This is a genomic window from Thalassoglobus sp. JC818, assembly GCF_040717535.1.
In the GTDB taxonomy this organism is placed as follows: Bacteria; Planctomycetota; Planctomycetia; order Planctomycetales; family Planctomycetaceae; genus Thalassoglobus.
In genome coordinates, this window is record NZ_JBFEFI010000017.1 from 19,517 (window position 1) to 41,912 (window position 22,396).

The window sequence follows — 22,396 nt, forward strand, 5'->3', positions numbered from 1 at the left end:
TGATGTGGTGACAGCGAGACTCATGATGAAAATCCTATCATTTCTGGTCAGAGTGCTCCTTCACCGACAACTCGCCGCCACCGCGGTCTTCTTCTTTTTCATTCTGGCAACCTCCCTTCGATTGTTCGCCGTTGATCTCGATGACCCAGCTTGGGAAGTCTTGAGCCGCGCCGCACAGTTGCAGGAAGACGGGAAACCTGAGAAAGCAATCTCTGAACTCGAGAAACTGCTCTCGACGCCCGATCTCGATCACTCCATCGAACTTTCGACGCGCTATTACCTCGTCACTCTCTACTCCTCAAGTGGAGACGATCTGCGCGCTCTGAAAGAGATTGACATTCTCCTCAAGCAAGAAGAAGAAACCGGGGTCAAAGTTTGGCTTCTGTTGGAGCAGGCCAAGTGTTACGAAAACCGGGGCCAATTCGACCTTGCCAATGAGGCACGTGAAGAAGTTGTTCGCATTCAGAATGATTCGGCACTGACAATTCAATTGCTTCCCGAATCGACGATATTTTCACTGCTCAACATCCAGAACATGAAAACCTCGTTCGAGCAATTCATGGAAAAACGATTGTCGTTCGGCCTCACACTGATCGGATCGTGTCTGCTGTGGTTTGCCGCCGCCTTCGGACTCAACACCTGGATTGGAAACCGGCAGCGAAAAGAAGGACTGGGAACGTGGAAGCAACTTCTCGTCGCTGCACTCGGACTGGCAATTTTTCAGGTCCTGCCATTCGTCGCGGGTGTGGGCATTCTCTGGCAGTTCGGAAGTGATATCGATTACGCACGCGTGTTCGGAACAACGATCGTCTCGTCGATTTTGGCCTTTATGTGGTCGTCGTTGTATTTACTGCCCCCAACTCGATGGGTCGGTTCCGCGGAGGCAATGCCCATCATCGACGATGCAGAGTTTCAGCAGAGACTCAAGCTAATCAGCGAGGAAATGGAAATCGCCACTCCGGTCGCCCGCCTCATTCCATCTCCGAATGGAAACCTTGCATTTCAAGGGTTTGCTGGCGGATTGCCGAAACCGTCTCTCACGATTAGCGACGGGATCCTGATGCGTTTGTCGGGCGAAGAGAGAGACGCAATTGTCGCTCACGAACTCGGCCACATCGCCAGCGGCTCGCTATGGTATTATCCAGCAACCGTTTGCTTGTGCTGGGCTCTCGCCGTGATCTCATCGATCTGGTGGGGATTTCTTTCTGCGATGCTTTTCATGATGGCTGTCTACATGGGTCTGGGACGCGTCGTCAGTCGCTACTTCGAATTCGATAGCGATCGCCGAGCAGCAGAAATCGTCGGTCCGGAAGCTTCCATTTCCGCACTCGACAAAATCCATCATGGCTCAATGCTGAGGAACACAGGTTGGGCATCTTTCCTGGCTTATTCTATGGCCACACACCCTTCGCACGAGGAACGTCTGCAAGCGATCTCGGATGAATCGCAACTCGACGAACACCCAACCGTTTCCTGGTCCGAACGCACTGCCAGACTTCGGCGAAATGGAGCACGGATTGCCTTCGCATGCTGGATCGCTGTGATGGCGACGATCACAGTGCTTCCACTGACCGGTGTCGGCAGCATCGTGCGCGCGATTGTTTTGCTCGCAGTCGTGCTCACACCGATCATGACACTCAATTTTGCACTCCGAAAGGACGTCAAAGCGGAGCATCATCGCAGACAAAACGGCACAGGATGGAAACGACAGCCATGGACAGTACGCCTCATTCTGTTTTGCGTTTTCGGACTCGTCGGCCTCATGTTCCTTCAAGATTCAGTGGACGAATTCAGTATCGGCCCCAGCCTGATCCTGTGGGTCACAGTCGTCTTCTTCGCATATCTGCTCCTGTCAGCCTGGAAAGGCAAACACTCCAAAGCATCGAAGATCCGTCTGGCCATGCACCAACGTCGCTGGGACGACGCCATCGCTTTGGGGGAAAAATCGGCGAAAGCGATTCGCGAAGATGCTGCGCTCAGGCACGATCTCATCCTCGCTCTCTGGATGTCCGGGAAGAAAGACGAAGCCATTTCGAAGATGACAGCTTTGCGGGCCGAATTTCCGAAATTCAAGCATCCTTGGGTCACGCAATCGATGATGTATCTCGATCGCGGAGAATTCGACCGAGCATTGGAACTCCTTGATGAAGTTCTTGACGACCTGCGGAAAGACGTCTCAACTAAAGCGATTGCCGCGAGGTGTTATCGCCTTCAGGGCAAGGTTGAGTTGGTCGACGAATGCTCACGAGAGATTGAGAAACTCATGCCCGACTCTCCGTCGGTCTTCGCTCTCGACTGCGCCGCTGCGATGGATCGAGGTGAACCGGAACTCGCACGGGAGAAATGGAAACAGGCCGATCGACTCGCCCCGGGAGATGCGTTTCTGACGCTGCTCAAAGCGGAACTTGAATATCGCTTCGGCGACCCAATCCTTGGCTCTGAAACGTTGATCGAAGCCAAAAAGCGGATCAATGCAGCGACGTACTCTTTTCTCGCAGCGGAGACGAGACACGTCGAGAAAATCGCCAGAGAGGTTGAAGAAGCACCTTCAATCCCCGGCGATGCCACAGACGAATCGGGAGAAGTCCTCACCTCGGATTCCGCGAGTTGGTATGACGACTCGCAGGAACCCGAGTAAGACTTATCCCTGTCAATTAAGCACTCAACGTTGCCACAACTTTCTGGGCTGCGTCGGTGAGATCTGTAGCAGTAATGATCTTCTTGCCAGAATCGGCCAGCATCTTGCGGGCGACTTCCACGTTGGTTCCTTCAAGCCGAACGACCAGCGGAACCGTGATTCCGATATTGTCATAAGCGGCCAGGAGTGCTTCAACAATCGTGTCACACTTCATGATTCCGCCGAAGATGTTCACGAGAACAGCTTTGACGTTCTCATCCGACAGAATGATCCGGAACGCTTCGGTCACTTGTTCGACATTTGCTCCGCCACCGACATCCAGAAAGTTAGCTGGTTCCCCGCCGTGAAGCTTGATGAGGTCCATGGTGCTCATCGCGAGACCAGCTCCGTTCACCAGACAACCAATGTTGCCTTCCAGCTTCACATAGCTCAAACCTGCGTCCTGAGCTTTCACCTCATTCGGTTCTTCTTCGCTTAAATCACGCAGTTCATCGAAGTTCTTGTGACGGAACATCGCGTTGTCATCGAACGAAACCTTCGCGTCCAAAGCAAGAAGGTCTCCGCTACCTGTGACGACGAGCGGATTAATTTCGACCATGCTGCAATCGTTTTCAGCGAAGAACGCACACAGCTTCGGGAAGAAGGTCATCGCTGACTTCTGAGCCGCTTTGTCGAGATCAAGTGCGTATGCAAGCTTTCGGACCTGAAACGCCTGCAATCCCTCAGCGGGGTCATACTGAATTCGAATGATTTTCTCAGGATGCTCTTCGGCCAACTCTTCGATTGCCATTCCCCCTTCTGCCGAGGCAATGATGCAAGGCAATCCGGTTTCGCGATCGACAACAATCCCGAAGTAAAGTTCACGGGCGATGTCGAGCCCCTGTTCCACATAGAGGGTGTTGACCTGCTTTCCCTCTTCTCCGGTCTGAATCGTCACCAGTGTCGAACCGAGCATGCGCTCCGCGTTGGCAATCGCTTCTTCACGAGACTTGACCAACACGACACCAGCTTGATCGGGGTGTTGCTTGAATCGTCCCTTGCCGCGTCCCCCCGCATGGATTTGCGACTTCACAACAGCGACAGGAGTTCCCAGTTCGTCGAAGGCCTTGCCTGCATCTTCAGGCGATGTGACGACTACTCCCTGAGGAACCGGAACATCGGCGGTTGCAAAAAGCTGTTTGGCCTGGAACTCGTGAATCTTCATGGTTTCAATTTCCTTTAAGCAGCCGAATCGTGCCGGTCCTGATGTTGTCTCTGATTCGATGAAGACTTCAAAACAGTATCAATTGGGATGTTCGAATCACTTCCTGTGTTTCCCCAGACGAGTTTTCCTGACCCCTCAAGGACAAACATCGGATTGACAGATCAAATCGTTCAGACGGATGCACAGGAGAGAGCAACTTGCCCTCTTCGACCAGTTTTTAGAGATCTTTCTTACACACACAGACTGAGCGAACATCTGCGGTTGCGGATCATAGCGGACGAAATTCTGCTGTGCCAGCAGTCACGCTGAGGCGAGTAAACGAAAACGTCCGGAATCGACAATTCGAACGAGCACCCCGAAGCGACAATCGATCCCAGCCGCCGGTCCATTCATCATCCTTGAATCAGAGGCAATCGGACCTTCTCTCAATCTGAACCGATTGCTACCATCGATAGAGAACCGTTGTAGACTAAAATATCCCCTCAACGAGTTGACTGAGGGCAAAAACTTCTGGGGAAGGCTGTGGGATCACCGTCCAGGAAACGAAGTTGGCGAGCGGGAGCGACATCAAACAAGAACTCCCGAGCACGACCGAGCGCAGCGATTCCGATTGCTGCCCTCGTTGGTCTGTTTGCCCTTGTGATCTGGCTTTGCCTGCCCAAACCCCAAACCCAAGTCGATTTTTTGATCATCGGTCAGTCCGGGTCCATTGACGATGACGTTCTCAACTTGCCGATTAATCGCGACCTCAAAGAGCTGACCGAAGTTTTCGAACGCGTGGCTGATGCTTCGCCAGACTTCCACTTCCATCCGGTCGCAGGCGCGGACGATCTCGAGACGCTTACATCATCCGATGACCTCCATCCGAATGGAATTCTGATCGCCTTCGTCACCGGACATCAAGTGGCGATGAATGGAGCCAGCGGCGAATCAGAGCTTGGGATTCGTTTTTCCAACAGCCCAAACCAAATGCCGTTTCATGAGTTGATCGATCAACTCGCAACTCTCAAGACGGAACGCATCGTCCTGCTGATGGACCTGGCTCATCAGTTTCCCGATCTGCGAAACGCCTCAGAGACCAACTTCGCGGTCGAACTGATTCAGCCCGTTTTGGACTCTGCGCAGGAACGTTTCCCGGACTTCAAATTAACCTTGCTGACGTCGACATCTCCAGGACAAATCAGCTTGCCAACGGTTGTCGAAGATCAAGCCCAACCGAATCAAACGGACTGTCCCCAATTCGGCGGGACACTCTTCGCTTACCAGGTCGCCGAAGCATTCCGGACCGGAAAAGTCGAATCGGTCTCTGAACTTGTCGACTTTGTCACCGAGGAAGTAGCGAAGTCAGCCAGGTCTTCAGGAGCACAGCAAACGGTCGAGGTGTTCCAAGTTTCCAGCGACGATCCGACTTCCGATTCGCAAGACCTTCTGACTCACTCGTATGAATATCCTTCCGACGAAAGTGAAGGCACTGAAGAAGAGTCAGATTCCACCGAACAAAAACCAGCACCCATCGCGGAAGGTGCAAGTGCTGAAGAGAGTGAGCCAAGTTTTGTCGAACGTCTTTCTTCCCTCGAACAAGAACTGCGAAATCTCATCATATTCGACCGCTCAAAGTCGCTGACCGTCGGCACCTGGCGAACAGCAGATCAGCTCATTCGAGATGCCCAATACATCCTCAGGCACAACACCGACGCGAATCCGGAATACAAAGAAGTCGTCGCCCGGAAAATCGATCAGCTGAATCGACTCGTCCAACAAGTCAGTCCATCGCAGGCTGAGCAAAACAAAAGCCCCTTCCCCGGCTGGGTTCCCATCCTCAACCTTCAAGAACCGGAACCTTCGAGTACGTTCCAAACGGTGCTGGAGCAAGTCATCGACGAAGGACAGGGCGACGGTCGCAACCAGCAACTGTTCGAACAATTCGACGATGACAACGCTCGCACCGCTCTTGTTTCATCACTGTTGAACTACTGTGACTCGCTGGAAGCGTTGGAAACGGCGCGGACTCCGGAAGAACTTCAAGAACTCGTTAATCTGCAAGCCAAGCTGCGATCGTTCTTTTCCCGATTCGGCGGAAAGACCGGTTGGAGAGCAAGAGAGTGGCCGCATCAGTTCCTCTTTCTGGACGAGGTTCTCAAGAACTCGCAGGAGAATTGGACTCCCGAGCAATTCGCAGCCATTCTCGACGTGTTGAAGATGCGAACTCAGCTTTTACAGGCTTCCATTGGGTTCGTTCCAGAAGACGGCAAGCCTCTTCATCAAAGCATCCATTCAAGCATTGAACCGCAGCTCAGCCAGGCGCTGCGATCTCTCACAGCTGCAGAACGCTGGTTGATCCTCGGAAGAGAAAACTTCCCAGTCGTGGCGACACTCACGCAACGCGAAGTTGAGCGAACTCGACGCATGCTGACCGAGATCGACAATCAACTTCAAACTCAATTGTCGAAGAGATTGGGAGAGGCCAAACAACGGTCGGAGATGCTCACCCTCAGCCTCTTGCTGGCTGCCAACTACGACGAGATGCTTTCCGAGTCTGGGAGTGTGTCACCCTTGGCGAGACTCTCCAATTTCGATGGCTTCACTGAAGACATTTTGACTCAGGCAACCGGATCACGTGTCTCGCGTGAGGATGCTCAGGAATTCCTCGACCTCTTGGATGGAGTCGACCGACAGCGAGTCCGTTCAAGTGTCCGCTCAGAAGTCGCAAGGCGATTGCCCCGCATCAATGCCTGCTTGCCGTTCGAACTGCGCGTGCGCGACCAATACTCAACGACAACTTCAGCACGTCCTGTGATCTCGAGCTTCGCTGCAATTCGAATTCTCGGTGAACTCGGACTCGCTCCGGAATCGGTGTCGAAGCTCAAGCAAACCTGGAAAGAGTTTGTTGACGCTATCGCAGATGCAGCTCCGTCATCGCAATTGCTCACAATCGAAGCCAGGCTTTTCGAAGGTATCCGAAATGGGTTCTCCGAGATCGAAGACAACCAGCTTTGGTCATTCGAAGGTGCCTCACCCTCACTCGTGCAGAAGATCGTCGATGACGACCTACGTAGACACGTGCGGTTGGCCCCCACGTTGTACGGTGTCGTCTACCGCGACAATTTCCCCAACTCGCGAATCTCCGAACAACCCTTCCAATGGAGCGTCTCCGACCAGATCGTCATTGGAGACGATAAAATCGCACGGATTCAAGTCGATGCTGCTCCCGAAAGTCGCGTCCTTGTTTACTCGAATGAGCTGTCGCTAAACGTTCCCGGAGTCGAAGTTGTCGCCTCGGAACCGTGGAACGAACTCTCGAATCGCGAAGAAGAGGTGACACTCCGTGCGGACCCCAACCAGTTCGACGGAGAAGCTTCTCCCATCGTCGCTCTCGTTTCTCCAGAAGGAATCGTCTACGGGCTGCAGGCAGTTTCGACACGAGCCGGGTTCACCCCCTCGGGATGGAAGTTGAGAATCTCCGCAAATGGTGTCCAACTCAATTACGTCGACCTCAGCGATTCACGGAAACTCGTCGACTTCCCACCAAACACCGGGAAAGAGCCGCTGGTCGTTCAACTCGAATTGGAGAAGCCGGGCAACTCATTCGATGAAAACGTCAACGTCATGATGTTCTCGCTTGATGAATCTCTCAAACCACAGACAGCATTGTGGACCCAGCAACTCGCTCTGCAGTTCCCATCAGGTGAAAATCGTGTGGCTGTTCCACTCGTTCTTCCAGTAGAAGGTGAAGCTCCCGTACCCGAATCCGAGATTGATCTGACGCGAGGTTTCGCCGTCGAAGTTCGACCACAGAGATCCTCGTCCAACGACAGCGATGAATCCGTGTGGCTATCGATCGTTCCGCGCTTCATTGACCCGGTTGATGTTCGTGATGGGGAATCGGGCGGTTATGTCGAAATTGGAGAACCAAGCTACGATCGCCGCTTGCATCGATTGCAAATTCCCATCCGACGCAAACGCGATATCGCTCCGAATCTCTTTCCTCCCAAAGCAATTCCGGTTCAGCTCGATCTCTCCACGGGTCTGCGCAGCTATCTCCTGAAAGAACCTCCAGCCCTCCCCACCGTGCCTGAGGAGGGATATACACTCGTCGCGGACTTTGGGCCGGAAGTCGAGCAATTCATCGAAACAACTGACGAACAAGACTTGGAATTCGGGCTCAACATCGCTGGGCTGAACCATCTCGTTCGCTGGCGGGTTTCGCGATCAGGAGGACTCGTCCAACTCGGCAGCCTCAATAACCGCCCGGAGATTCGGACTGCCCTCTCATTTCAGACTCCTGAAGGAAGTCAAACTCGCATGGAAGTCGTGGACGGAACGAACGTCATCGTCCTGTCGGGTGCGAATGGAGAGAAGCAATCGGTGCTCTTCGTTCTGGAACCTTCGATCTGGTACCAGCCCTTCACAGCCGACACACTTCTTCCCTCGGAACGAAAAGTCAATTACAGCATCCGGCTCGTTCCCGAGGGCCAAAACAGTCTGCCTCTGCGAAGTTTTTCGCTGACTGATCGCTTCGCAAGAACAGTCACCGCAGCCCCAGGTCCAGAATCCACTTGGCTCGTCAAAACAACTTCCGCAAATGTCGAACTCATCACACCCGTTCTGAATGATTTTGGTCTTGGCGAAGGACTGTACGAGTTTCAATCCACACTCACCCCTGTCAATGGCGATGCTCCCATCGCAAGCACGACGTCCCGGTTGATTGTGGATGCCACTGGCCCTGAAATCACCTGGGATAACGCCCCCGAAGAATTCGACGTTCAGCAGGGTGTACGAGGTGTTTTGCGAGTTTCTGATCCTCAAACAGGCATCGAGACCGTCACGATTCAGACCTCTCCCGAAGTGTCAGTACCCGCCCGACTGCGGCCTCGGGGAAACTCATCCGGCAACGAACAGCTCGCCGAGTTTGTGATTCCAACCAGCCTTCTCCCTGAAATCCCTCCATCGACGCGAATTCAGCGGAAGCCACTCAAGCTGAAGATCATCGCCACCAACAGGGTCGGAACGAGTTCCACTCTCGACCAGCAAGTCACACTGGTTCAAAGGTCAATGAAAGCCAAGGAACCGGACAATTCTCCGAAGTTCCGTGACCTGACAATCGCAATTTCAAGCAATAGTTTCTTCGATGTGACCCTCACTGGCCCCGATGGAGCACCAATCGGAACGAAGGCCAAACAGAAGAAATCGGTCACCTTCCGGAAACTGAAAGAAGGTACCTATCAGATCACCTGGACCAACAATCTCTCGTCATCGAAGAATCCCGGAGGACAGAAGGAAGTGGACGTCAAAGTTCCCGGCCCAGATTTACCACCACAAACAGTAACGATTCCCTGACCGAACCTCAGATGAGCGCGGTCAGTAGCCCCCCTCACAAGAAGCGAACATTCCCCAAGTTGGATAATTGAGATGTTTTCGAGGTTGCTTTCATGGTTTCGATGGATCTTCGGAGTGGTCCCGAAATCCGCTGTCGGATCAGTCGTCATCTTTCGAATTGTGCACTACACGCTCGTCGTGCTCATTGCACTCATTCTCGGCTGGTTCACACCCCAGATCCAGCAATGGACTCAATTGCCCGTCATGGGCCACGGCAAACTCGAGTGGGTCAACGACTACTGGTGCGGAATCGTATTCCTGCTTGGATACGCAATCGTTCGAGTCATCCTCTACCTGCTTGAAATTCTCGGAATCGAAGAAGAGGGCGAGTTTTCCGACATCGAACGCCCTTGGCGAGAAGCAATCGCTGAGCTCGAAGCAGAAGGTCTCCCCATCGATGAGCTTCCCCTGTTCATTATCAATGGACTGACTCCACAACAGGAACGAAGCGTTTTCCTGGAAGCATCCGGAATTGACTGGCAAGTCATTTCGCCATCGCAAAACGAATCAAAATCCCCGCTCCGCGTCTACGCGTATTCGGAAGGAATTTTCGTTTCATGCGTGGGAGTCGGTGCGGTGAGCTGTCAGCAGGGAAAAGTGGTTCCCGTCTCCGAAGGCGGGAGCCCAGCCGCTGCTCCTCCGTCGAACATCGGAAACCGAACGATCGTCGCAGGCGAAATCTCCAATATCATGGATCAGGCCAAAGCAGGCACCGGAACTGCGAAGTCTGTTGGACAAGCTCCACCATCGATTCCGACCGGCACTGCACCCAGCGGAAGGATGCCAAGCGCAGCCATGCAGCCTCCAGCACGCACAGGCGGAACACTCCGATCGATTGGATCAGCCCTGGCCAAAGCCACGATGACTCCTGGAGGAATGAGAGCAGCCATGCAATCTTTCTCAGGGGGCGCAGCGGAACGCAAGGGCTACGGCAAGAAACAAGTCGCTCCGATCGACGCTGTCGAATCAGAAGTCGCTCAGCGTCGTCTGGACTTCTTCTGCGAACTCATCAATGAATCTCGCTTTCCATATTGTCCGATCAATGGACTGTTGCAGGTGATCCCAATCTCCTGGACCACTTCGACTGATCAGGCTCGCAAGCTCGCACCAGCAGTCCGTATCGATCTCGAAACAATTCACGAATCGCTTCACCTGCAGTTTCCCGTCACAGTCGCTTTCTCCGAACTCGACTCCCTGCCGGGCCTGAAGGAATACATGATTCGCGTGGAACGGATTCAACCTGGAATTCGACAATCTCGAGCCGGCTCCCGCTTCGCCACAGGAGCAGTGATTGATGCCAGCAGCATGGACTGGTTGCTTGATCGCTCCATGAACTGGTTCCGGGGCTGGACATACACCGCGTTTTCCGCAGATATCAACGCGAAAGACAATCTTAAGCTGTTCCACATGTTGTGCTCGATCCGCGAACGCCGAGATGCAATGACTGTGCTCCTTCGAGAGAGTTTCGCACAGCTGACCGAGCCTGAATGCAGGCTGGCGGGGTGTTACTTCTTCGCAACCGGTGAAGGCGCAACCGAGCAGGGTTTCATCCGTGGCGTGCTTGACCGCATGGTCGAAACGGAAGGTGACGTCGCTTGGTCTCCCGATCTGGCCCACACCATCAGCCGCAAAAAAACTTACTCAAACCTGTTGATTGCTGCGTCAGTCGTGATGGGGGCAGTCAACGCATTCCTCGTTTATCGACTGCTTGGAGATTAGGGCAGTCTTCGAAATTGACATCGCAATGTCGTCTCGGGTGAGTGACACTCAGCTTCACGATGAGCAACGAGTGTCCTTGAATGATCGAGAAATCTGAAGCGGCAGGCTGATTGCTGGAATCACGGTAGAAGGAAAGGTTCACGATGAGTTCTTCCGGAAAGCGTAATTGGCGAGGCGGAAAACCCTCATCGTCTCCTCCTCCTGCTTCCCCTGCCTCTCCCAGTTCTCCACGAAGCTGGAGATCACAAATGACGCCGCGCACGGATCGAAAGAAGACGACCAACAAGCGATTGCCGCGACTCATCGGCGCGAGTGTCGTTTTGTTGGCTCTTTTCGTCCTCGCCGTTCTGTTATGGAGACGTGCAGAACGAGTCCACACGCACTTCACAGTGATCGAGCCCATCGACAACCAGATCGAAGAATCTTCAGTAGCGATCGAATTCCCAGACAACCAATCGGAAACCAATTACCTCACACTCGAAAACCACTTCGCAAAACGTGTCCGATCAGTGCTCGATCTACTTCCAATGGAAGAAGCGGGAAAATGGACACAGGAAGTCGCGGTCATCTATTTACGTCCAACTTCCGCGAGACTCGACGGCTTGGATCCATTCCGATCGGACGAAGCCATTCGAGATCTGATGACTCAGCTGGCTGAGTTTCAGGACGATCATCTCAAGCTGGTCTTCATCGACTACAACAGCATTGAATCCGACTGGAGATGGGGATTCTTTGGGGAATCACCCCGCGAAGAAGAGTTTTCATGGGTTGCTGACATTCCAAACACAATCGTCGTCGTTTCGACGAGAGCCACGGAACAAAGCTGGCCTGCCAGCCTCCCTGATTGGGCAGGAACAATTTTCGAACGAATCGTCGAACAGGCGTTTTCATCAGCTGCGGACTCCAACCAAGACAGACGGCTGACTGTGAATGAAGTCCTCGAATTCATCTCAGCTCAAACAAGCAGCCTCGTTTCCAATCGCCGCGATTTCACCGGACAGACCGTCCAGATATTTCCATCGATCGAAGCCATCAATTCCGGCGATGAAAGCCAGGGAACTCCTCTCGGAGAACTTGTCGTTCTCAAGTCTCCGCCTCCTCCGATTCCTCGAGAGGCCAGTCCAGAGGACCTGCAGGAAGTCTCCAAAGTTCAGCAGCAGATCGGCGAATTATGGGATCGCCTGACAAAGGTCTCTGGCCAGCAATTAGTTGATCCGATTCGCTGGCAATCAACTATCGCTCAGATCCGACAAGTCGAGACGCTCCTGCAAACCGGTCATGTCCACGACCTTCAGGAAAGATTCGATCGCATTTTCGATTCCCTTCAGGCACTGGAAACGAACGCGACATCCCAACCGTCGTTGAAGCTGGAACTTCCTCGGAAAGATTTGCTCTCAGAGAATTCCACTGTTGACGATTGGTCATCGATCTGGGCTTTCACTGAATTGACTGATCTCAATGCCACCGAAGTCGCAGCAGAATCGATCGTACAGAAGACTTTGGAACAGTACCCGTTCCAGGCCACATCCACGACAAGCCCGACTGCTTCTGAACAACAACAAATCGTCAATGCCCGGCGGCAAGTCGAGCAGGTCGCTGCTCTGACATTCAGCTGTCAGGAAGATCTCTCCAAGCTGGTGTTGTCGGTCCAACGCATGCTCCTCGAATCAGAAGATCTCATTTTCCTAAAAGAAGTGAACGGCAGTTCGACGCTGTCGACACGCAAAGAAACACGCGATCGCGCACTTCTTCTGAATCAACAAATCGAAGAATATGTTAGATGGTCCGTTCGAGCCTCCCGGTTGGAACGAGAAGTTCTAAATGAAGTCGACAACTACGCACACTGGGCAGCGACGGCCCCCGGAACACAACCTGCTAACCAAGCCAGGTTGATTGCTGCAATTCTGGACCGTGATGGATCACCAAGCCTCGAAGCTCCGAACGATACAGAACGTTTTCAAGCGGCGTGCGTTGAACTCTTCTCCCGTTTAGAAAGTCTGCTGACCTTACACCTGCAACTCACCAACAGTTCATTTTCAGACTTGCAAGAACTGTCGACTGCCGCACAAAAGTTGCAGACAGCGTACGAAGAACTTCGACGTGCTCGTGAAGCTGTTCAGGCAACATCGAAGGGATTGCTTTCTCAGCCGGCACCGGGAAGTTACGCCGAAAAATGGCAACAGGCTCGCAGCCTTCGTTGGGCTCCGGTTCTCGAAAGTTCGCTTCGAACGAAGATCTTCGAGATGGGATTCGATCCGATTTCAGAGTTGCATGACCCTGAGCAATTGAAAAAAAACAAACCCAGCGACAGCAGCGGGAATGTCTCACAATGGAAGAAAGACGTTCTCTGGGAATCAGTTTGGGCCTTGCGAGTTCACGACTGCTTAGCAGCAGTCCTTCCGAAGGACGACGCTGCTGAAACCGAACCGGCAAAAGTTCGATCTGCCTGGATTGCCTTCCAGAATGAAGACCCTCAATCCGCAATTCCTCGACGCCTGGATGACCTCAGCTTGGCAGTTATCGACCATTGGGCAGAGTGTCGAGAGTTTGTTCGAATCGCGCATTCGCGTTCGAACGAAACTATGGATCAATACACGCACAAGCTGTTGCAGGCGGATCTCGCTTCAAGGCTTCTATCGGACAGCGACTACGATCTCATCGATCTGCACCGTCAGATCACGCAGCAGTTGGCGACTGTCTCTGGGCTGAAAACAGCGCTTCTGCAGGCAGATCGAGCCATTCTTAGCCAGTGGATTTTTCAAGATTCACTTGGCAAAGAATGGATCGATCCGAGTCGGGTCACCATCCGAAATCAGGACAAATGGTTTCATCGTACCGCAGAATTCTGGATCGAAGAGTCCGAACGTCTCCTCAAACTGGCAGGCATGCAAGACATGAACGCGATCGTTCAAGAACGAAGCGATCGCCTGAAAGCGTGTCACGGATGGTCAATTGCTGAGAATCTCAACGGTCTCGGATCGTTGCGTTTTCCATACCAACAGAATGAGATTACATCAACTTGGGAGATCAGTGTTCAAAACCCACCTCCCGGGGAGGGGACGATGACCGTCAACCTCATGACAGTCGCTCAAACTGCTGAAGATCTTGAACTCGTCCCATCACAACTCGCTCTGGATTTGAAGTCTCCGTCGGTCACCAGTCCCCTTGAGATTCGACGCCAACAACAGGAAGCCAGTGACGATTGTCAGTCGCTCGGATATCTCACAGGTGTCTTTTATCGAGGGACAGCTTTCCAAACTCCGTCGTTGACCATCGATCCGTGTCCTGCGAGAGAAACGTCTCAGGAGTACATCGCCCAACTGGCTCCTCCCACGCTGCGAGTGACCGGCGAAGATGTTCGTCCGGTGATGTTCGTTCTCGACTGGTCATTTAGTATGCGTGAGAAAAATCGCCATTCAGCCGCCCTAAACGCTCTGCAGGGAATTATCACCCAATCGCATGTAACGAGTGATCAAATCATCTCTGATCAGGCGAAAGTGGGGCTGGTTGTATACGGACATCGAATCAAGACGGACAGTGTCAATGGAAGCTATGTCAACTTTGCTGCCCGATTTCGAAACCAGACAGTCGAAGAGGTATCTCAAACTCTCTCAAAAGTCCTCGATCCACTCGACGATGCCCGGGCGGAACTTGCTCCAAGACGACTCGAAGTCGGCCGGGATGATTTTCTCCAACTCATTCGACAGTTTCGCGATATTCCTCCCTTCGGATCGACTCCGCTCGGACAGGGAATCGTCGAAGCCGCCAAAGAACTTGAAAAACTTGGAGATGAAGGTGGACTGGTCTGCGTGATCACAGATGGAGCTCCTCGTGATTTGGGCAAAGTCGAGAACATCCTCTCCGCCTCGCAGTTGAACAGTTGGACTCCCAGACAAGTTCGCGACCTGCAAAACAAACTCGACGACAGAGCCACCAGCGTCAGGAATTACCTGTCGAACGATCACATCAGTGCAGTGATTCTGGCCTTGGACTTCCAGGAAGGGGCTGAAGAGTTTCAAACACTGGAGAACATCTTCGGTCCGGAAGGGCTGAACGTGCGTATCGAAAACGTCTCCAGTCAGGCAGACCCCCGCGTCCGGCAGTTGCAGGAAGTCATCGCTTCCGAACTGAAGCCGCGACAGTTCACTGTCGAAACTTCTCAAGGTGTCGCAGTCGGAAGTTTCGAACTCGGAGAGACGGTCCGAAACCTCGAAATCGACAAAGAATACGTTGTCAGATTTGGACAATTTGAGCCCCAGCGTTTCCGAGTCTCGCCCGGCGATCAGTTGGAGTTCAGCCTGAACTGGGAGACTCAAAAGCTCGATGTCGAACGAGACTTCGATCGCTCCAGCCGTTCACCAGCGATCGTTCTGGATCGAAGTCTTCCTCGCACCTTGCCGACAATATTGCGGGCCGATGCGTCTATGGTTGGTGCTCAATCGAACGGACAAGTTCGCTGCGAAGTTCAAATCATGCTCGACCATGCTGAACGCGAACTCGTGGTCCAGCGTCCTGAGGAAATCGAATTCGAATTTCAGGCCATCGGAGCAAGCGGATACACGCCTGAACGAATACGACTCGAGTCGAATTCCCAATTCGGAGCACCCGGATGGACTGCGCTCCTCGATACCTGGCCCAGTAACCGCGGAATTGATATTCAAAGCTGGTGGAAGATGTCCCGGACACCGCCGGACCAGATCCTCAGCCTGTCGAGCCTGTCACAAGCGTCGTCAGCCAACCAGACGATTGTGATCGGCGACGGAGGCGTACCTGAGTGCCGCTTCTGGAATGCTTACACCGTGCAGGATGGCCGGCAGATTTACGAGGTTCATCTGGAACCGGTCGACGCCAGCCAATTCGAAGCAGTCAAAGACCTTCGAGTTGAAATCGGAACCGCGAGAATCTTAAACGATCGCAATTCTTTCGTTCCGGAGAGAGTCGACCACGAGATCACCACCGTCGAATCGGGCATCGTCGTGCACTCATTCCTGTACCCGCGAAACGCGAACCCCGTGTTTGATGAGAAGGTCCTCGCCATCACGACAGCGAAGTCACTGAGGGACAACGCTTTCTCAGCAACGGTCAAAGTGACACGCCTTCACTGATCTCGAACTTCGAGTCGACAAGAATTGGAAAAACCCACGAATGAGTCCCAGAAAAAGGGCTCAGCTTGGGACGTGACATTTCACCAGTGAGCGTTCCAATGATCAATCCTCTGGCGACACTAGATGCCAGAGGATTCTTGTTGATCAAAGAGCAAACTCAGTTCTGAAATCGTGAGACCGCGTAAGTGAGTGCACAAGAGAGTGCAACTTGCTCTAGTTCGCAGGTTCAGGAGGCTGATCGGTGGACTGTTCCTCGTCAGAAGCCATTTCTGGAAGAATCGGTCGTCGCTCAGGATGAGCATGGAAGATCGGGAACTCAGCCTGGACTTCACGAATTCCCAGTACCAATCCGCCTTTACTCGAGACCACAATGCGGTCTGTTCGTTCATTCACAATCCGATTCGGGAAGTCTCGCATCGCGACTTTCCCAATCACGGTTCCGTCTTCGCGATTCAGAATCAGAAGGTTCCCATTGAAGTCAGAAGCGTAAACTCGAGTGTCGCTGGCACTGATGAACTGAGTTGCCTGCGGCTGATTCCAGAGTACCCGACCGCTTTCCAGGTAGAGTGCAAACATCCCTTTTCGATTGGGAATGATATAAACATGATTGCCCACTGCAGTCGGTCGCTGATTCATGACAGAGCCGCTTGAGAATGTCCATCGTGTCCGCCCGTTTGACTGGTTCAAGCAGAACAAACGGGAGTTCTCATCAGCCACGAGAACATACTCATCAATGCTTCCCAGCGGAGTGGTGATTCGTGCGTCGGTCTCAAACTGAAATTTCAGCTCTTTGTTCAGATCCGACAATCCGTAAACAGTTCCCCGTTCACTTGCGAAAAGAACAGTGTTTCCCGAGTGAATCGGTGGAGAGATGATTCTCTTCGGAGTCTTGAATCGCCACTCACGAGACATCAGTGACCAGCGTGGAAGCATGTTCTCCTGATGCAGCTCGCGAACCTTTCGCAAATTGAACGCATACACGCTCCCTTCGACGGTTCCAATGAAGACTTGAGTATCACTGACCGTCGGAGAAGCGGAAGGAAACTGCGGAGCTTTCAATTCCCACAACAGTTCTCCGTTGAGTTTGTCGTAAGAGTGAACATTCATTCCACTCGCAACGAGCAATTCGCGTTCATTCGATTCGGCGGCAAATGCCCGCTGATCTGCGACACCAACTAAAGTCGACCAGAGTCTGCGACCAGTTTCTCCATTGAAGGTCGTCAGAATCCCCGAGGTAGACTGCAGGTACACATTCTGTTCATCGGAGTTGATGTGAAGAATCGTGTCCCGTCGGGCGTCATTGATCGCCTGTCCCCACCACGACAGCGTCAAGCCGTAGCGGTTCAACTCTGTTTCCTTTGGCATCCCTTCGAGGGTCTGTGCGTTCAGGGAGTTTCCGCCGAGGAGCAGAACGGCGACCAGAAGTACCTGTCGCGTAAGCTTCGTCATTGTGGAGGCCTTAGGTGTGATTCAACGAAATGCAATGAACGGTCAGAATCAATATCCATCCCAGAATAGGATTCTTGATTGGAACGTTGAATGTCGCCTGAGGTCAGAAGCCTTCCAGATTCGCAGGCAGACAACCAATCAGGCTGAGGCTCCGGACAGTCACCAGAGAACGCTCATCAACGCTGATTGTTGAATAATGTAACAGCTGACTCGAAGCAAAAGCACGAGAGATCCGCCATTCTTTCGCTCTAATCGTCGAAAGTTCGGTGTCCACATCGATTTGTTTACCCCAGCCGGAAGAGCTTCGCTCAAGTGATGTGGATGTCTCCGGGAGAATCGATTCTACAAGCATCGTACAAACGGAATACTCGGATCGATCTGAACAACCGCACTCAGATGTACTCGTGATCCGCCGTTCAACGGAAGGGCTTCTAGCTTGCGATTCCTGCCGAGACTGTTTCTATTCGACCCCAATTCCATAAAATCGGCATCTCCGAAAGACTTATCAACTCGCAACCAGACGATTGCGAATCGTCACAGAGGAATGAAAGCACAGGCGGCACTCATGAAAGCGGCAGTCATTCAGCAACCTGGATCACCGGATGTTTTTCAGATCAGCGAAGTCCCCAGCCCGTCCTGTGGCCCCACTGAAGTCGTCGTCAAGATCGCCGTCTCCGCCGTGAATCCCATCGACACCTACTTTCGCAGTGGCGCGATCGAAGTTCCCGGTCCGTTCCCACTCATTCTCGGCTGCGATTTCGCTGGAACTGTCGAGGAAGTCGGGCCGGACGTTTCCAAGTTTCAGGTCGGAGATCGGGTCTGGGGCAGCAACCAGGGGTTATTCGGACAACCTGGAACACTCGCAGAAAAGATTGCCGTCGACGAGAAGTGGGCCTATCACACCCCTGAAAACATGAGTGATCAAGACGCTGCCGCCGGAGCGCTAACCGGCATCACTGCCCAGCTCGGGTTGTTCCTGCATGGCCGTTTACAGTCGGGCGAAACCGTCTTCGTGAACGGCGGAACGGGCGGAGTCGGTTCGATGGTGGTTCAGTTTGCCAAAGCTGCTGGAGCGAAAGTTGTCACAACGGCGGGAGCTGAAGAGAAACAACAACTCGCACGTGAACTCGGGGCTGATGATGTCCTCGACTATCGATCCGAGAACCTTGAGAACGAATTGCGTGACGCAGCAGCATCATCCGGTGGTTTCGATATCTGGTGGGAAACCCAACGGGAACCAAACTTGCCACTCGCAATTCCAACAATGAAGAAGCGAGGTCGAATCATTCTGATGGCCGGCCGTGAAGCGCAACCCCAATTTCCGTTAGGGCCATTCTACGTCAACGACCTGCAGATGCTGGGATTCGCGATGTTCAATGCCAGTGCTGACGAACAGCGAGACTGCGCGGAGAGAATGAACTCGATGTGGTCGGCAGGCAAATGGAAGCCTGTCATCGGTCAGACTTTTTCACTCGACAATGTTGCGAGTGCGCATCAGCTGCAGGAAGACAATACGCTGGGCAAAGCTCACACCGTCACCGGGAAAATTCTGGTCGAGATTTGAAGTCTCCGCTGACTCAAATTTTTCCTTGCGGTCTTTGCATCTTCTCGACTCGCTGAAAATGAAACACTTCAACTGATCCGGTACAGGATCACCCATCACGTCTACTGAAAAGACCTTTACTGAAAAGAAATCAAAGTCATGACTGTCCCTGAATTCATGCGTGCGAAGTCTCAGGGCCGAAAGCTTTCTGTGCTGACGGCCTACGATTCTCTTTGGGCAACGATCCTGGAGGAATCGGGAATCGACGCCATTCTCGTTGGCGACACTCTCGGAATGGTTGTTCAAGGAAAACGAACCACGCTGCCCGTCACTCTCGAGCAGATCATCTACCACGGAGAAATCGTGGCGAGGTGTGCGCCCAAGACTCTTGTCATCGTCGACCTCCCGTTCATGAGCTATCAGGTCAGCTCACGACAAGCAGTGCGCAACGCAGGAAGAATTTTGAAAGAAACCGGTGCACAGGCAGTGAAACTTGAAGGCGGCATCAATCAGTCGAAGACCATTTCCCGACTCGCTGATTGTGATCTGTCAGTGATGGCTCATGTCGGCATGCGTCCTCAATCGGTTCACAAGCTCGGGAAAATGTCTGCGATCCAGAGAGACGCCAAAGCATTGCTGGCAGATGCCAAAGCTGCTGAAGACTCGGGAGCTTTCTCTGTCGTTCTGGAACTTGTGCCTGCCGAAATCGCCCAGGAAATTACAGACACCCTTTCGATTCCAACGATCGGAATTGGAGCGGGAGTCGGCTGCGATGGTCAAGTGCTAGTCACGCCTGACATGTTCGGTCTCTCCGGCTTTCAGCCGAAGTTCGTCAAGAAGTACGTCGACCTGAAGAAGCTCGCCGTTGAAGCAACCAAACAGTACATGACCGAAGTTCAGGAAGGTCAGTTTCCGGACGAAGCTCACAGCCACAAATAGAATGATAAGCACGTTCAAACATCCCTCCCCCACTCCCTTTGAGAGTCTGATATGAAGAAACTCTGGACCAGCGCCGCTCCGCTCATACTCAGTCTGATTGTCCTGACAAGTTGGGCATCGAAACATGTCGTCGCCCAGGAACGACCGAACATTCTCTGGATCTTCGTCGACGATCAGTCTCGGCATTACGGGTTCAACGGGGAATCGCTCGTCGATACTCCCACCATGGACCGACTTGCCGCAGAGGGAACACTCTTCACCAATACAGTTGTCACTGCCCCAGTCTGTTCGACCTCGCGTTCCTCACTGATCACCGGAATGTGTCAGACTTCCATCGGCGCGCATCATCACCGCAGCGGGCGAGGAACTGAGAAAATCAGGCTTCCCGATCACATTAGAATGATCCCGGAATACCTCAAAGAGGCCGGCTACTTTACATCACTTGGAACAGCCACAACCGCCGCTACGTCGACTGCCGCCAGACGCCTTGGGAAGTCGGACTACAACTTCGAATGGAGCGAAGACGTTTACGATTCGAGCGACTGGAGCGGTCGTGAACCGGGACAACCTTTCTTCGCGCAGGTGATGCTCCTCGGTGGAAAAGCGAGACCGCAGGCACGCAAGTCAAACAAAATTCCCCACGTCAATGTCGACGATGTCGTCCTCCCACCGTACTACCCGGATCATCCAGTCATCCGGGAAGACTGGGCTGCTTATCTCGACACATTCACGCTGGTCGATCGAGAAGTTGAAGCGATCGTTGATCGTCTGGCCAAAGATGGAGACTTGGAGAACACCATTATCTTCTTTTTGACCGATCACGGAGTGAGCCATGCACGCGGCAAGCAGTACTGCACCGACGAAGGCATCATGGTTCCCTTCTTCGTCTACGGCCCTGGTCGAATCGACGCTGGTATCGAACGTGATGAAATGGTCGCACACATTGACGTGGCTGCCTCGACTCTGTTTTTCGCTGGCCTTTCGATCCCTGATTACATGGAAGCTCGAACACTCTTCGGTCCCGATGCCAGCCCTCGTGATTACGTCGTCTCAGCACGCGATCGATGTGACGAAACCTACGATCGAATCCGAAGCGTCCGTACCCAAACGGTCAAATACATCCGCAACGGTTATCCCGAGCGACCACACCTGCTCCCTAACGTTTACAAAGATCAGAAAGAGATTTATCAAGCACTGCGGGAATGGCATCGAGCAGGCAAGCTGAATGATCTGCAGGAGACTCTCTTGTTCTCGAAAACTCGACCGGAAGAAGAGTTGTACGATCTTGAGAACGACCCTTGGGAACTCAACAACCTTGCAGATTCCGCAGAGTATCAACCGCAGCTGCGTGAGATGAGCCAATTGCTCGATCAGTGGATCGAAGAGACCGGCGACCAGGGTCAGAACGTGGAACCGATGGAAATGTACGACAGCGACATGGCTGTCTACCTGCAGTCGATGACAAGCAAGAAACCGGAACGACTTCCACTCATTCAGAAAAACATCGACCAGATGAAACGCTGGTGGCGGGAAGGAAAGTAGCATCTCTTAGATGCTGCTCTCCGCAGCCACTCAACGGTTTCTTTAACTGAGTCTCACTTCTTCGACCCCTGTTCGGAAAGTCGTCGCTGGAAGGACTCTCCTTCGAGCCGATACTCCGGCGGAACAGGTCGATTCGAACTACCGAACCCTTGGGCGGCATCACGCTCGTGATCGCCGCCATCTCTTCTTTCGCCCGAAGATTGGTAATCGATACCTCTCAACAGGGTTTCGAATTGTCTCCGCTGTGCTTGAGAATCAGGAGACTGATCGGTCCCCGGATCCGCGAGGCGTTGTTCCAGGCGATCCAAAAAACGATCCAGTTCTTCTGGCGTGAACTGCGTGTTCTCCAGCAATTCCTCAGGCGTTTCTCCCCTTGAGAGACGTTCTCTGAGTTTCTTCAGTGCCAGTTCCGTGGCCCGTTTGCGGTTTTCCAATTCAGCTTGTTCAGGAGTCAAAGACTCCGGAGAAGCTTCTCCCTGCTGACCATAGTCACCAGTACGTGGGCCCGCTTGAGTTCCTCCACCACCTCGCGACGCACCATCTTGAGAACCGGAACCGAGTTCACTGCTCTGACTCGAATCTCCCCCTTCGGTACTCTGCCCAGACTGTCCTTCTCCAGACTGTCCTTCTCCAGACTGTCCTTCACCAGACTGACCTTCTCCGGGCTGTCCTTCACCAGACTGACCTTCTCCGGGCTGTCCTTCTCCGGGCTGTCCTTCAGATGGTTGTCCTTCAGATGGTTGTCCTTCAGATGGTTGTCCTTCAGATGGTTGTCCTTCAGATGGTTGTCCCTCAGATGGTTGTCCCTCAGATGGTTGTCCTTCAGATGGTTGTCCCTCAGATGGTTGTCCCTCAGATGGTTGTCCCTCAGATGGTTGTCC

At 53.0% G+C, this 22,396-nt stretch carries 9 protein-coding genes and 1 pseudogene; 8 read left to right on the forward strand and 2 right to left on the reverse strand.

Features of this window, described 5'->3' with window-relative positions; genetic code table 11:
• Positions 1 to 22 precede the first annotated feature (22 nt).
• Positions 23 to 2,638, forward strand: a complete 2,616-nt coding sequence (locus AB1L42_RS23105; RefSeq protein ID WP_367062331.1) for a M48 family metalloprotease — start codon at positions 23 to 25, stop codon at positions 2,636 to 2,638.
• Between the two features lie 16 nt (positions 2,639 to 2,654).
• On the opposite strand, the gene sucC is transcribed toward AB1L42_RS23105, so the two are convergent.
• Positions 2,655 to 3,842 carry an ADP-forming succinate--CoA ligase subunit beta gene (gene sucC, locus AB1L42_RS23110; RefSeq protein WP_367062334.1) on the reverse strand — a complete coding sequence of 396 codons (1,188 nt, stop codon included), beginning with the start codon at positions 3,840 to 3,842 and terminating at the stop codon, positions 2,655 to 2,657.
• A gap of 522 nt (positions 3,843 to 4,364) precedes the next feature.
• Between sucC and AB1L42_RS23115 the strand changes: the two genes are divergently transcribed.
• The 3 genes from AB1L42_RS23115 to AB1L42_RS23125 all read left to right on the forward strand — a co-directional run bounded on the left by AB1L42_RS23115 (position 4,365) and on the right by AB1L42_RS23125 (position 16,042).
• Positions 4,365 to 9,179 (forward strand): hypothetical protein, encoded by a 4,815-nt coding sequence (locus AB1L42_RS23115; RefSeq protein WP_367062337.1) that lies wholly within the window; start codon positions 4,365 to 4,367, stop codon positions 9,177 to 9,179.
• Positions 9,180 to 9,251: 72 nt separating this feature from the next.
• Positions 9,252 to 10,937 (forward strand): type VI secretion protein IcmF/TssM N-terminal domain-containing protein, encoded by a 1,686-nt coding sequence (locus tag AB1L42_RS23120; RefSeq protein ID WP_367062340.1) that lies wholly within the window; start codon positions 9,252 to 9,254, stop codon positions 10,935 to 10,937.
• 143 nt (positions 10,938 to 11,080) lie between these two features.
• Positions 11,081 to 16,042 (forward strand): VWA domain-containing protein, encoded by a 4,962-nt coding sequence (locus AB1L42_RS23125; protein ID WP_367062343.1) that lies wholly within the window; start codon positions 11,081 to 11,083, stop codon positions 16,040 to 16,042.
• Between the two features lie 213 nt (positions 16,043 to 16,255).
• Here the strand turns inward: AB1L42_RS23125 and AB1L42_RS23130 are convergent, their stop codons facing one another.
• Positions 16,256 to 17,491, reverse strand: coding sequence for a PQQ-binding-like beta-propeller repeat protein (locus AB1L42_RS23130; RefSeq protein WP_367062346.1), 1,236 nt, complete (start codon positions 17,489 to 17,491; stop codon positions 16,256 to 16,258).
• A 544-nt stretch (positions 17,492 to 18,035) separates the two neighbouring features.
• On the opposite strand from AB1L42_RS23130, the gene AB1L42_RS23135 reads away from it, so the two are divergent.
• The 4 genes and pseudogenes from AB1L42_RS23135 to AB1L42_RS23150 form a co-directional block, all read left to right on the forward strand.
• The gene (locus AB1L42_RS23135; protein ID WP_367062349.1) at positions 18,036 to 19,055 is read left to right on the forward strand and encodes an NADPH:quinone reductase; all 1,020 of its coding nucleotides are present in this window, start codon (positions 18,036 to 18,038) and stop codon (positions 19,053 to 19,055) included.
• A 138-nt stretch (positions 19,056 to 19,193) separates the two neighbouring features.
• Positions 19,194 to 19,973 (forward strand): 3-methyl-2-oxobutanoate hydroxymethyltransferase, encoded by a 780-nt coding sequence (panB, locus tag AB1L42_RS23140; RefSeq protein WP_367062353.1) that lies wholly within the window; start codon positions 19,194 to 19,196, stop codon positions 19,971 to 19,973.
• 51 nt (positions 19,974 to 20,024) lie between these two features.
• A complete protein-coding gene (locus AB1L42_RS23145; RefSeq protein WP_367062356.1) occupies positions 20,025 to 21,515 on the forward strand; it encodes a sulfatase in 1,491 nt (496 codons plus the stop codon).
• An 801-nt stretch (positions 21,516 to 22,316) separates the two neighbouring features.
• Positions 22,317 to 22,396, forward strand: a pseudogene (locus AB1L42_RS23150) (hypothetical protein); the annotation flags it as partial.